Consider the following 11,944-nt stretch of genomic DNA (forward strand, 5'->3'; position numbering starts at 1 on the left):
GGCCTCGGCCGGTGCGTCCGGCGCAGCAGCGGGCACGTCGTCGGAGGGCTCCGGGTCGGCGGTCGCCTCCGCGACGGGCTCGGCCGGTCCCGCGTCCGCCGCGGCGGCCTCCTCGGTGACCTCCGCGGGCGCGTCGTCCTCGTGGGCCTCGTCCTCGTGCGGCTCGTCGGCGTGGACCTCGTCCGTCGAGGCATCCGTGGTGGCGTCGTCCTGCTCGGGAGCCGCAGGTGCCTCGGGCGTCGTCGCGGCCGGTGCGTCTGTCGTCTCGGGGGAGTCCGTCTGCGGCTCGGCGGCGGCCGGACGGTCGGGTGTCTCGGTCACGTGATGCTCACTCCCTCGATGATGACGTCGTGCACCGGGGCCTCTGAGCCCTGCGTGGTGCCCGCGTCGGCGATGGCCCTCACCACGTCCAGACCGGACGTGACGTGACCGAACACGGTGTAGCCGCCCGCCTGGTCCGACGGGATGGTGCTGTCCTCGTAGACGATGAAGAACTGGCTGCCCATCGACGACCCGTCGCCACCGACGCGCGCCATCGCGATCGTTCCGGCGGGGTACACGTCGTCCGCCGGCGCGTTCTCGATCGGACCCCACGTGTAGCCGGGACCGTCGGTGCCGGTGCCGTCGGGCGAGCCGCACTGCAGCACGTGGATGCCGGAGGTGACGAGCCGGTGGCACTTCGTGCCGTCGAAGAAGCCGTCCTGCGCCAGGGTCACGAAGTTGGCGACCGCCTGCGGTGCCTTCGTGCCGTCGAGCGTGATGCCGAGCGGCCCCTGACCCAGCGTGAGGGTGCCCGTCCACTCGCGGTCCTCGGCGAGCGCCGCGGCGGGGACGGTGCCGGTCGGCGCGGGCTGGCTCGCGGCGGGCGGGGTGGTCGAGCTCGGGTCGGCGCCGGCGGAGCCGGACGGCCGCGACGCGGCGACCGCCGCGCCCACGCCGATGGCGACGACGAGCACGCCGACGACGGAGGCGGCGACCACCTGCTGGCGCCGGCGCCGTGCCTGGTGCTCCGCGCGGCGGTGCTGCCACTTCTCGTACCGGCGGCGCTCGTACTCGCGCTCGCGCTTGCTGACCACGCACACTCCTCGTCGATGGCGGCACGACGACCGCCGCCGCGCCGCAGGGAACCCGGCACAGTCTAGGCGGGACGCGGGGCCCCGCTGCCAGGCGAGGGACCCGGACGGGCTACCGTCGCGGCATGCGGGTCGTGGAGGTCGTCTCACCGGTGTTCGCCGCACGGTGCTGCGTCGTCGTCGCCGACAACGGGTCGTGCGTCGTGGTCGACGCCGGCGCGGGCGTCGCCGAGCACGTCGCGCGCCTCGTCCGCAGCGAGGGCCTGCACCCGCAGGCGGTCCTCGCGACGCACGGGCACGCGGACCACGTCTGGGACGCGGGCCGCCTCGCGCGCGAGCTCGACGTGCCGGTGCGGCTGCACGCGCGGGACCGGTACCGGCTCGAGGACCCGTTCGGGACGCTGGGGCTGGGGGCCGCGTCGCACGACCCCGCGGGCCCGCTCGGGCAGGCGCTGCGCGCCGCGGGCGTCGACGTCGGCGGGTACGAGCCGCCGGCCCGGGTCGAGACGTTCGGGCACGACGAGGCCGACCGACGGAGCGACGACGTCCTCGAGCTGGGCGGCCTGCGCGTCGTCGCCCGGCACGCGCCCGGCCACACGCAGGGCTCCACCGTCTACGTGGTCGAGGACGTCGCGTTCACGGGGGACGTCCTTTTCGCGGGCACGATCGGCCGGACAGACCTGCCCGGCGGCGACGGCGAGGTCATGGCCCGGACGCTGCGCGAGGTCGTCGCGACGCTGGACCCGGCGACCCTCGTCGTCCCGGGCCACGGTCCGACGAGCGACATGGCGACCGAGCTCGCCACGAACCCGTTCCTCGCGCGCCGCTGAGCCGCGCGCCCGGGCTCGCGGCCGGGCGGCCGGGCGCACGGCGCACCGTCGCGGGTCTGGGAGGATCGCTGCCATGGCGCGACCGACTCCTCTGTCCGGCTTCCCCGAGTGGCTCCCCGAGGGGCGCATCGTCGAGCAGCACGTCCTGGACGTGCTGCGGCGCACGTTCGAGCTCCACGGGTTCGCGGGGATCGAGACGCGCGCCGTCGAGCCGCTCGACCAGCTGCTGCGCAAGGGCGAGACCTCCAAGGAGGTGTACGTGCTGCGCCGGCTGCAGGAGGAGCCCGGCGCCCCGGAGGACCGCGCCGGCCAGCTCGGCCTGCACTTCGACCTCACGGTGCCCTTCGCGCGCTACGTCCTGGAGAACGCCGGGCACCTGGTCTTCCCGTTCCGTCGCTACCAGATCCAGAAGGTCTGGCGGGGCGAGCGCCCTCAGGACGGCCGGTTCCGCGAGTTCGTCCAGGCGGACATCGACGTCGTCGCGTCGGGGGAGCTGCCGTACCACTACGAGGTGGAGCTGCCCCTCGTCATGGCCGAGGCCCTCGGGGCGCTGCGCGAGGTCGGGCTGCCGCCGGTGCGGATCCTCGTGAACAACCGCAAGGTCGCCGAGGGCTTCTACCGCGGCCTCGGGCTGGACGACGTCGAGGCTGTGCTGCGCTCGATCGACAAGCTCGACAAGATCGGGCCCGACGCGGTCGCCGACCTGCTCGTCGCCGAGGCCGGGGCCACCGCGGAGCAGGCGCGCGCGTGCCTCGACCTCGCGGCCGTCAGCGGGCAGGACGAGTCGGTGGTCGACCGGGTGCGCGAGCTCGCGGCCGAGCGGGGCGTGGAGCACGAGCTGCTGGACACCGGCCTGGCGGAGCTCGGGGCGCTCGTGCGCGAGGCCGCGCGGCGCGCGCCGGGCGTCGTCGTCGCCGACCTGAGGATCGCGCGCGGGCTCGACTACTACACCGGGTCCGTGTACGAGACGGTGCTGGTCGGGCACGAGCAGCTCGGCTCGATCTGCTCCGGCGGCCGCTACGACACGCTCGCGTCCGACGGCGGCACCACGTACCCCGGCGTGGGGCTCTCGATCGGCGTGTCGCGCCTCGTCTCCCGGCTGCTCGGCGCCTCGCTCGTGCGCGCCTCGCGGTCGGTGCCGACCGCCGTCCTCGTCGCCGTGAGCCAGGAGGAGGACCGGGGGCGCTCGGACGACGTCGCGACCGCGCTGCGGGCCCGGGGGATCCCCGTCGAGGTCGCGCCCTCGGCCGCGAAGTTCGGCAAGCAGATCCGGCACGCCGACCGGCGGGGCATCCCGTACGTGTGGTTCGTCGGGCAGGACGGGGCGTCCGACGAGGTCAAGGACATCCGCTCCGGCGACCAGGTCCAGGCGGACGCCGCGACGTGGCAGCCGCCCGCCGAGGACGTCTGGCCGCGCGTCCTCCCCGCCTGATCGTGAGCGCGCGCCCGCCGTTGACAGCCGGTCGAACACGTGTTCGACTCGGTGCATGCGATGGGACGCGCAACGGACGGCGAACGCGGACGAGGCGCTGCCCGGGCTCGAGCTCGGGGCGATCCCCGGCCTGACCCGGTCGGTGCGCACGCCGGAGTTCGCCGGCGTGACGTTCCACGAGGTGCGGTGCCGGTCGGCCCTCAACCGCGTGCCGGCGGCGTCGGCGATGCCGTTCCGCTGGACGGTGAACCCCATGCGCGGCTGCGTGCACGCGTGCGTCTACTGCTTCGCGCGGCCGACGCACGAGTACCTCGAGCTCGGCCCGGGGGCCGACTTCGAGCGGCAGATCGTCGTGAAGACGAACGTCGCGGAGGTCCTGCGGGCGGAGGTCCGGCGTGCGGGGTGGGCGCGCGAGCACGTCGCGCTCGGCACCAACACCGACCCCTACCAGCGGCCCGAGGGCCGCTACCGGCTCATGCCCGGGATCATCGACGCGCTCGCGTCCTCCGGGACGCCCGTCTCGATCCTGACGAAGGGCACGCTGCTGCGGCGCGACCTGCCGCTGCTGCAGGACGCGGCCCAGCAGGTGCCCGTGGGCGTCGGGGTGTCGATCGCGCTCGTCGACGGCGAGCTGCAGCAGCTGCTCGAGCCGGGGACGCCGACGCCGCGGGCGCGCCTGGAGCTCGTGCGCGCCGTCCGGGAGGCGGGGCTGCCGTGCGGCGTGATGGTGGCGCCGGTGCTCCCGTGGGTGACGGACGGGGCCGAGCAGCTCGACGCCCTGCTGACCGAGCTCGCGGACGTGGGGGCGAGCGGTGTCACCGTCCTGCCCCTGCACCTGCGCGGCCCCGTGAAGCCGCTGTTCCTCGACTGGCTCGCGCGGCACCGCCCCGCGCTGGTCGGGCGCTACCGCCGCCTGTACGGCGAGGGCGCGTACGTGCCGCAGGAGTACGCCACCTGGCTGCGCGAGCAGGTCCGGCCGTTGCTGGTGCGGCACGGGTTCGCGTCGCCCGCAGGGCATCGGGAGGGCCGTCCGGACCAGTGGCACACCCGGTGGGACCGCGGGCTGGAGCGCACGGCGGTGGCCGAGCCCGCGGTGGTCCAGGCGGCGCTGTTCTGAGACCGTGGGCGTGCATCACCGCAGGTCGCCCGAGCGGGTGATTGTTCCGCCAGGGCGTGGACCGGGGGGCGAGCCCCGGGGGACCTGCCTATAGTGCATCCCCGACAAGGCCGACGAAGGGGGCAGTACTCCGTGACCGTGGGGACGACACCGCAGGACGGGGTCAACGACCGTCGCCGAGCCCGGGAGGAGCGCGGGTACGCCTCGGCGGCCGCGCCGTCGGGCGACCGGCTGCCGCGCGCCCCGCGCGAGCGCCGGCCGATGCTGGCGGTGCTCGCCGTCCTGCTGATCGTGGGCGGCGCCGCGGTCGCGGGCCTGGTCGCGCTGCGCCAGGACACGCGCGTGCCCGTCCTCGCCCTGGCGGTCGACGTGCCGGCGGGCACCGAGATCACGGAGCAGATGCTCACGACGCAGCCCGTCGCCGCGGAGAACACGCTCCTCGTGCCCGCCGCGCAGCAGGACCAGGTCGTCGGCCGCTACGCGCGCCTCGCGCTCTCGCAGGGGCAGCTGCTCGACACGTCGATGCTCACCGACTCGGGGCTGCTGCGCTCGGGCACGGTCGCCGTCGGCGGCGCCTTCCAGCCGGGCCGCATGCCCGCCTCGGGGCTCCAGCCGGGTGACGTCGTCCAGCTCGTCGACGTCGCCGACCCGGCGGCGCCGTCGGTGGTCGTCGCGGACGCTCGCGTGAGCAGCGTCAAGGCGTCGGAGTCGACGAGCATGACCGCCGCCACGGTCGTGACGTTCGTCGTCGACGCGGCGCAGGGCGCGCCCGTGGCGTCGCTCGCCGCGAGCGGCGACCTCGCCGTGGTGCTCGTCTCGCGCGGCACGCCGGTCGGGAGCGACTGACGTGCTCGTGACCGTCGCCTCCGCGAAGGGCTCGCCCGGGGTGACGACCACGGCGCGCGTGCTCGCGTCGCTGTGGCCGTCCGACGTCGTGCTCGTCGACGCCGACCCGGCGGGCGGTGACCTCGCGCTGTGGATGCGGGCGCCCGACGGCAGCCCGCTCGACCCCGAGCACGGCCTGCTGACGCTCGCCGTCGAGGCCCGCCGCACGCCGAATGCGGCCGTCGCCACGCACGCCCAGCCGACCGACGGCGGGCTGCCCGTCGTCTGCGGGCTGCAGGCGCCGGAGCAGGTCGCCGGCATGGGTCCGGTCTGGCCGGCGATCGGCCACGTGCTGTCGAGCGCGCCCGGCGCGGTCGTCGCGGACGTCGGCCGGCTGGGCCCCGACTCCGCGGCGCTCCCGCTCGTCGAGGCGTCCGACGTCCTGCTGCTCGTCGTCCGGCCGGCCGTCGAGTCCTACAGCCACCTGCGCGAACGCCTGCGCTGGCTCGCCCGCCACAACCCCGGCCCGCGCGGCATGCCGGCGGTCGGGATCGTCGTCGTCGCGGACCCGCGCGACTCCCGGGCCGTGCGCGACCTGCAGCAGCTCCTCGCGCACGGTGCGTTCACGGCCCCGGTGCTCGGCGCCGTCGCGCTGGACCCGAAGGCCGCCGACGTCGTCGCCGGGCGGGTGGAGCGGGGCATCGAGCGCTCGCTGCTCGTGCGGTCGGTGCGCCAGCTCGTCGAGCCGGTCTACGACCTCGCGTCGACCCGCCACTTCGCGCACGTGACGCGCGCATGACGCGGGCCGCCGCGCCCCGCACGACGACCCGACCGACCCTCCGACCGACCCCCCGACCGACCGCAGCCAGGAGGAGCCGATGAGCCTCGACCAGGCCCTCGTGCGCCGCATGCGCGAGGAGGTCGCCGACGTCCTCGCCCGTCAGCGGCGCGACGACGCCGCGGCCGGCGTGCCGCCGATGTCGTCCGAGGACGAGCGGCAGTTCGCGCGCGCCGTCATCGCCCGCGTGCTCGACGCCTACGCCCGCGAGGAGATGGCCGCCGGGCGCACGCCGCCGACGCCGCAGGACGAGGAGGAGATCTCGTCCGGCATCCACGCCGCGCTGTACGGCGTGGGCCGCCTCCAGCCGCTGCTGGACGACCCGGACGTCGAGAACATCGACATCAACGGCTACGACCACGTGTTCGTCCAGTACGCGGACGGTCGCGAGGAGCGCCTGCCGCCCGTCGCGGAGTCCGACGACGAGCTCATCGAGCTCGTGCAGATCCTGGGCGCGTACTCGGGCCTGACGAGCCGGCCGTTCGACTCCGCGAACCCGCAGCTGGACCTGCGCCTGCCCGACGGCTCGCGCATGTCGGCCGTCATGGACGTCTGCGCGCGCCCGTCGATCTCGATCCGCCGCGCGCGCCTGTCCCGCGTGCACCTCGACGACCTCGTGCGCCTCGGCTCCGTGACCCCGGACGTGGCGGGCTTCCTCTCGGCCGCCGTCGCGGCGCGCAAGAACATCATGATCGCCGGCGCGACCAACGCCGGGAAGACGACGATGCTGCGCGCGCTCGCCAACGAGATCGAGCCGCAGGAGCGCCTCATCACGGTCGAGCGGGCGCTCGAGCTCGGGCTCGGCGAGTTCCCCGACCTGCACCCGAACGTCGTCGCGTTCGAGGAGCGGCTGCCGAACTCGGAGGGGCAGGGGCACATCACGATGGCGGAGCTCGTCCGCCGCTCGCTGCGCATGAACCCGAGCCGCGTCATCGTCGGCGAGGTGCTGGGCGACGAGATCGTCACGATGCTCAACGCGATGAGCCAGGGCAACGACGGCTCGCTGTCGACGATCCACGCGAACAGCTCGATCGAGGTGTTCAACCGCATCTCCACGTACGCGATCCAGTCGGTGGAGCGGCTGCCCGTCGAGGCCACCATGATGCTCATCGCGGGCGCCATCGACTTCGTCGTCTTCGTGCAGAAGCACAACGACTACGCGGCGGGCGGGCGGCTGCGCCGGTACGTCGCGAGCATCCGCGAGGTCAACGGCGTCGACGGGCGCGTGCTGTCGAGCGAGGTCTTCGCCGCGGGACCGGGCGGCGTCGCGGTCGCGTCCGCGCCCATCGCCTGCCTCGACGAGCTCGTCGCCGTGGGCTACCAGCCGACGTACGCGCTGCAGGGGTCCGTGTGACGACGCCCTCGACGCTGCTCATCGTCCTCGCCGGCGCGGTCGTCGGCGCGGGGGTGCTGCTCGCGGTGCTCGCGTTCCGGGGGTCGGAGCCGCGCCCGCCGCGGGTGCGGTCGGCCCGCGGCACGCTGCAGCGGGTCGGGGTGCGCGGGCTCGTGGCCGTCGGCGTGGCGCTCGTCGTGCTGGTGGTGACGCGCTGGCCGGTCGCCGCGCTGGCGGCCGGCGCGTTCGCCGCGGCGGCGCCCGCGCTGCTCGGCGGGGCGCGCCTGGAGCGCGAGCAGACGGCCCGCCTCGAGGGGCTCGCGGCCTGGACGGAGTCGCTGCGCGACACCATCGCGGGCGCCGTCGGCCTCGAGCAGGCCATCCCGGCGAGCGTGCACGCCGCCTCGCCCGCGATCCGCCCGCAGCTGCGCCTGCTGGTCGACCGTCTGCGCGTGCGCGTCCCGCTGCCCGTCGCGCTGCGCCGGCTCGCCGACGACCTCGACGACCCCAGCGCCGACCTCGTGATCGCGTCGCTGGTGCTCAACTCGAAGCTGCGCGGGCCCGGCCTGCGCCAGGTGCTCACGTCGTTGTCGGAGTCGGCGCGCGCCGAGCTCGAGATGCGCCAGCGCGTCAGCGCGGGCCGCGCCTCGACCCGTCGCTCCGCGCAGGTCGTCACGATCTTCTCGCTCGGGATGATGGCGGTGCTGGCCGTCGCGAACCGGGACTTCGTCGCGCCCTACGGCACGTTCCAGGGGCAGCTCGTGCTCGTCGTCGTCGCGGCGTTCTTCGCGGGCGGCTTCTGGTGGATGAAGCGGCTGTCGGGCGTCGAGATGCCCCGCCGGTTCCTCGTCTCCCGGGAGGACGCGTGATCCTCGCCCTCCTCGCCGGCGCCGCCGTCGGCCTCGGGATCCTCCTGCTCGTCCTGGTGCTGGCGCCGCCGCGCACGAGCCCGGGCGGGGCGCTGGCCCGGCTCGACGTGCGACGCGCCGAGCAGCGCGAGCGCACGCAGACCATCTCGCAGGACCCGTCGCGCGCGGGCGACAGCCGGTGGGTGCGCCTCGTGGGCCGCTCGACCGCCGACCTGCTCGCGGGCTGGGGCGTCGAGCTCGGCTCGCTGCGCTCCGACCTCGCCGTGCTCGGCCGCACGCTCGACGCGTTCCTCGCGACGACGGTCCTCGCGGCGGCGGCGGGGTTCGTCCTGCCCGTCGTCCTCTCGGTGCTGGCGCTGCTCGCGGGCGTGCCGGTGCCGCCCGGCGTCCCGCTGCTGGCGTGCGTCGTCGGGGCGCTCGTCGGCGCCGTGCTGCCGCTGCTCGTCGTGCGCTCGCGCGGGGGGGAGGCGCGGCGCGACCTGCGGCACGTCGTCGGGTCGTTCCTCGACCTCGTCGCGATGAGCCTCGCGGGCGGTCGCGGCGTCCCCGAGGCGCTGCAGTCGGCCTCCGAGATCAGCGACGGCTGGGCCATGGTGCGCATCCGCAACGCCCTGGGGTCGGCGCGGCTGCACGGGCGCACCCCGTGGTCCGCGCTCGGGGCCCTGGGCGAGGAGCTGCGCATCGACGAGCTGCGGGACCTCGCCGCGGCGCTGGCGCTCGTCGCCGACGACGGCGCCAAGGTCCGCGACTCGCTGGCGGCGCGCGCGTCCTCGCTGCGCCGACGCGAGCTGGCCGAGTCCGAGGGTCGCGCGGGGGAGAAGTCCCAGTCCATGCTGGTGGCTCAGCTCCTGCTCGCCGTCGGCTTCCTCGTCTTCCTGATGTACCCGGCGATGATCAACGTCCTCGGGAACGTGTGACCGCATCCCTGAGCGGATGCACGACGAAAGGAGCGCCTGTGCGCGATCTGTCAGCAGGGACCCCGGTCGGGGCCCTCGTCATGGAGCTGCGTCGCCGGTTCGCCCGTGCCCGGGCGAGCGAGGACCTGGGTGCGTCCACCATCGAGTGGGTCATCATCACGGCGATCCTCGTCGGCCTCGCGGCCGTCGTCGGCGTGCTCATCTACAACCTGGTCCAGGGCCGGGCCGAGCAGATCGAGATCCCCGACCTGCCGGGTGGTCCGTGACCGGAGCGTCGCTCCGTCGCCGGCTCCGGCACGCCGGGGACGACCGGGGCGCGTCCTCGGTCGAGCTGGTGCTGTACACGCCGCTGCTCATGCTGGTGATCCTCGTGCTCATCCAGGCCTCGCTGTCCTGGTACGGCAACGAGGTCGCCGGTGCGACGGCGCGTGAGGTCGCGCGCATCGCGCGCAACGGCGGCGGGACCCCGGCGGCGCTCAGCGAGGCGCGGGCCGCCGGCGCGCGGTACGCCGAGCGCGTCGGCGGGCAGGGGCTCACCGACGTCGCGGTGCGCGTCGAGCTCGTGGGTGACGACGAGGTGCGCGCGACCGTGTCGGGTCGCTCGCTCGACCTCGTCGGCGGGCTGTCGCCCCGGGTGAGCTCCACGGTGCAGGGTCCGCTCGAGCTGTTCAGGCCGGACCTGTGACGCGCCGGGCCCCCTCCGTGCGGCGCGCGCGCCTCGTCGGCGCGCGCTCCGACGACCGCGGGTCGATGGCGATCGAGGTCGTCGTGCTGGTGCCGATCCTGCTGCTCGTGCTGTCGCTCATCGTCGGCTTCGGCCGGTACGTCTCGACGCAGGGGGACGCGCGCGCCATCGCGCGAGAGGCCGTCCGCGCGGCGACCATCGCGCGGTCCCTGTCGACCGCGGCCGTGGCGGCGCAGGAGGCCGCCGACGCCTCGACGCCGGACGGCATGCGCTGCGACCCGGTGGACCTGGGCGGCACGTACGAGCCCGGCGGGATCATCACCGCCACGGTGCGCTGCCGCGTCTCGTGGGCCGGGCTCACCGACATCGGCCTGCTCGGCGGCGCCGAGGTGACCGCGACCAGCGCCGCGCCGCTCGACCGGTTCCGCAGGACGGACTCGTGAGCGCCGCGCCGCTGCGCCGGGCCCTGGCGCGGGCCGAGCGCCGCGTCGGGCGCCGCCTCGACGAGGCGGGCGACGACCGCGGCGCCATGTCCGCGTTCGTCGTCGTCCTGGTCGTGGCGCTGCTCCTGCTCGCGGGGCTCGTGGTCGACGGCGGCCGCGCCGTCAACGCCCGTGCGCTCGCGCTGGACGACGCGGAGCAGGCGGCCCGCGCCGGGGCCAACCAGGTGGACCTCGCCCACCTGCGCCAGACTGGCGAGGTCCGGCTGGACCGCGGGGAGGCGGAGCGCGCGGCGCGCGCCTTCCTCGTGGCGAGGGGGTACGACGGGGGCGCGGTGCAGGTCGCCTCCGACGGGAACAGCGTGACGGTGGAGGTGAGCGACCGCGTGCCGACGGTGCTGCTGTCGCTCGCCCTGGTCGACGACTTCACCGTCGAGGGGACGGCCACCGCGCGCGCCGCGGTCGGCATCGTGGACGAGATCGGAGGAGCGCCGTGACGACACAGGTCAGGCCGCCACGACCCGAGGGGTCGGCACGGGGGGCCCGGCGGTTCGCGCCGGCCCCGACGCAGGAGCGGCGGGAGTCGCGGGCCAAGGGCGTGCTCTCCGCGCTCCTGCTCCTCCTCGTCGTCGTCGGGGTGCCGGTCGCGCTCGTCCTGCTCGACGGCGTCCCGGGCCTGCCCACGTCCCTGCCGACGCGCGAGCAGCTCACGCAGCAGATCGGCGTCGAGCAGCTGGTGACGGTGCTGCTGTGGGTCGTCTGGCTGGCGTGGCTCCAGTTCACGGTGTGCGTCGTCGTGGAGCTCGTGTCCGGGCTGCGGGGCGTGGGCCTGCCGCAGCGCGTCCCGCTCGCGGGCCCCAGCCAGCGCGCCGCGCGCGTCCTCGTGGCCTCGGTGCTCGTGCTGCTCGGTGCGGCCGTGCCCGCGACCGCCGCGGTGCCCGCGGCGAGCGGCATGGCCGCCGCGTCCCAGGTCCAGGTCGTCGCGCCCGCGGAGGTGGGCGCGGAGCAGGCGGCGACGCAGCAGGAGGCCCCCGCCGAGGACGAGGCCACGCAGGCCGTCGAGGGCGAGCGGACCTACCACCTGGGTGACGTCCCGCTCACCGCCGAGGAGGCGCACGGCCTGGTCGGCAAGCGGGTCCTCGTCGTGCAGCCGCCCGAGGGGCGCTACCACGACAACCTCTGGGACATCGCGCAGCGCCACCTCGGCGACGGCCGGCGCTACCAGGAGGTGTTCGAGCTCAACAAGGGGCGCGACCAGCCCGACGGCCGTGAGCTGACGCTGGCGCGGCTCATCCAGCCGGGCTGGCTCATGGTGATGCCCGAGGACGCCGCGGGCGTCGACCGCGTGACGGTCGAGGTCGCCCCGGTCGAGACGCCGGCCGCGCCGGTGGAGGCGCCGCCCGCCGAGCAGGAGGCCGACGCGGCGGGCGGGGCCGACGCGGGCGGCGCGGCGCAGGTCGCGACGGCGGTCCAGGACGACGTGCGCAGCCTCGTGGGCGCCGGCCTGCTGGCCGCCGGACTGCTCGCGTCGCTCGAGCTCGTGCGGCGCCGCCGGCGCACCGGTGAGCCGAGCGACCCGGCCGTC

General features: G+C 75.7%; 14 protein-coding genes and 1 pseudogene. 13 read left to right on the plus strand and 2 right to left on the minus strand.

Annotation, left to right across the window (positions count from 1 at the left end; translation table 11 throughout):
- Together HGCM_RS19960 and HGCM_RS11975 are read right to left on the minus strand one after the other, a co-directional pair.
- Positions 1–321 (minus strand): annotated as a pseudogene (locus HGCM_RS19960) (hypothetical protein); the annotation flags it as partial.
- On the minus strand, positions 318–1,076 hold the full coding sequence (locus tag HGCM_RS11975) for a peptidylprolyl isomerase (RefSeq protein WP_019137072.1): 759 nt from the start codon (positions 1,074–1,076) through the stop codon (positions 318–320). The gene HGCM_RS11975 and the pseudogene HGCM_RS19960, both read right to left, overlap by 4 nt.
- 122 nt (positions 1,077–1,198) lie before the next feature.
- Here HGCM_RS11975 and HGCM_RS11980 point away from each other — a divergent pair, with 122 nt between their 5' ends.
- From HGCM_RS11980 to HGCM_RS19965, 13 genes are all read left to right on the plus strand, one after another.
- On the plus strand, positions 1,199–1,903 hold the full coding sequence (locus tag HGCM_RS11980) for an MBL fold metallo-hydrolase (protein ID WP_019137073.1): 705 nt from the start codon (positions 1,199–1,201) through the stop codon (positions 1,901–1,903).
- Between the two features lie 73 nt (positions 1,904–1,976).
- The gene (hisS, locus tag HGCM_RS11985) at positions 1,977–3,335 is read left to right on the plus strand and encodes a histidine--tRNA ligase (RefSeq protein ID WP_019137074.1); all 1,359 of its coding nucleotides are present in this window, start codon (positions 1,977–1,979) and stop codon (positions 3,333–3,335) included.
- A gap of 55 nt (positions 3,336–3,390) precedes the next feature.
- Positions 3,391–4,452, plus strand: coding sequence for an Rv2578c family radical SAM protein (locus HGCM_RS11990; protein WP_019137075.1), 1,062 nt, complete (start codon positions 3,391–3,393; stop codon positions 4,450–4,452).
- Positions 4,453–4,590: 138 nt separating this feature from the next.
- Positions 4,591–5,298, plus strand: coding sequence for an SAF domain-containing protein (locus tag HGCM_RS18175; RefSeq protein ID WP_040399810.1), 708 nt, complete (start codon positions 4,591–4,593; stop codon positions 5,296–5,298).
- Between the two features lie 7 nt (positions 5,299–5,305).
- Positions 5,306–6,076 carry a CpaE/TadZ family protein gene (locus HGCM_RS18180; RefSeq protein ID WP_161604978.1) on the plus strand — a complete coding sequence of 257 codons (771 nt, stop codon included), beginning with the start codon at positions 5,306–5,308 and terminating at the stop codon, positions 6,074–6,076.
- 79 nt (positions 6,077–6,155) lie between these two features.
- Positions 6,156–7,469, plus strand: a complete 1,314-nt coding sequence (locus HGCM_RS12005; protein WP_019137078.1) for a TadA family conjugal transfer-associated ATPase — start codon at positions 6,156–6,158, stop codon at positions 7,467–7,469.
- Positions 7,466–8,317, plus strand: coding sequence for a type II secretion system F family protein (locus HGCM_RS12010; protein WP_019137079.1), 852 nt, complete (start codon positions 7,466–7,468; stop codon positions 8,315–8,317). Before HGCM_RS12005 ends, HGCM_RS12010 begins: the two co-directional genes overlap by 4 nt.
- Complete coding sequence (locus tag HGCM_RS12015) at positions 8,314–9,234, plus strand: type II secretion system F family protein (RefSeq protein WP_019137080.1); 921 nt, start codon at positions 8,314–8,316, stop codon at positions 9,232–9,234. Before HGCM_RS12010 ends, HGCM_RS12015 begins: the two co-directional genes overlap by 4 nt.
- 38 nt (positions 9,235–9,272) lie before the next feature.
- On the plus strand, positions 9,273–9,500 hold the full coding sequence (locus HGCM_RS20295; RefSeq protein ID WP_040399091.1) for a hypothetical protein: 228 nt from the start codon (positions 9,273–9,275) through the stop codon (positions 9,498–9,500).
- Positions 9,497–9,919 carry a TadE/TadG family type IV pilus assembly protein gene (locus tag HGCM_RS20300; protein WP_019137082.1) on the plus strand — a complete coding sequence of 141 codons (423 nt, stop codon included), beginning with the start codon at positions 9,497–9,499 and terminating at the stop codon, positions 9,917–9,919. The genes HGCM_RS20295 and HGCM_RS20300 overlap by 4 nt, the downstream gene beginning before the upstream one ends.
- A complete protein-coding gene (locus HGCM_RS12030) occupies positions 9,916–10,362 on the plus strand; it encodes a TadE/TadG family type IV pilus assembly protein (RefSeq protein WP_019137083.1) in 447 nt (148 codons plus the stop codon). The genes HGCM_RS20300 and HGCM_RS12030 overlap by 4 nt, the downstream gene beginning before the upstream one ends.
- Entirely contained in the window at positions 10,359–10,856 is a 498-nt protein-coding gene (locus HGCM_RS18185; RefSeq protein WP_019137084.1) for a pilus assembly protein TadG-related protein, read from the plus strand. The genes HGCM_RS12030 and HGCM_RS18185 overlap by 4 nt, the downstream gene beginning before the upstream one ends.
- Positions 10,853–11,944 (plus strand): LysM peptidoglycan-binding domain-containing protein (locus HGCM_RS19965; RefSeq protein ID WP_370906330.1); only part of this gene is annotated, 1,092 nt, incomplete at its 3' end. The genes HGCM_RS18185 and HGCM_RS19965, both read left to right, overlap by 4 nt.

Origin of the sequence: Cellulomonas massiliensis JC225, assembly GCF_000312005.1 — a bacterium.
In the GTDB taxonomy this organism is placed as follows: Bacteria; Actinomycetota; Actinomycetes; order Actinomycetales; family Cellulomonadaceae; genus Cellulomonas; species Cellulomonas massiliensis.

Excerpts from the sequence above, each read along its gene's own strand:
- HGCM_RS11990 (WP_019137075.1), top strand. The coding sequence starts at position 3,391 with ATGCGATGGGACGCGCAACGGACGGCGAACGCGGACGAGGCGCTGCCC.
- HGCM_RS11980 (WP_019137073.1), top strand. The coding sequence starts at position 1,199 with ATGCGGGTCGTGGAGGTCGTCTCACCGGTGTTCGCCGCACGGTGCTGC.
- hisS (WP_019137074.1), top strand. The coding sequence starts at position 1,977 with ATGGCGCGACCGACTCCTCTGTCCGGCTTCCCCGAGTGGCTCCCCGAG.
- HGCM_RS12005 (WP_019137078.1), top strand. The coding sequence starts at position 6,156 with ATGAGCCTCGACCAGGCCCTCGTGCGCCGCATGCGCGAGGAGGTCGCC.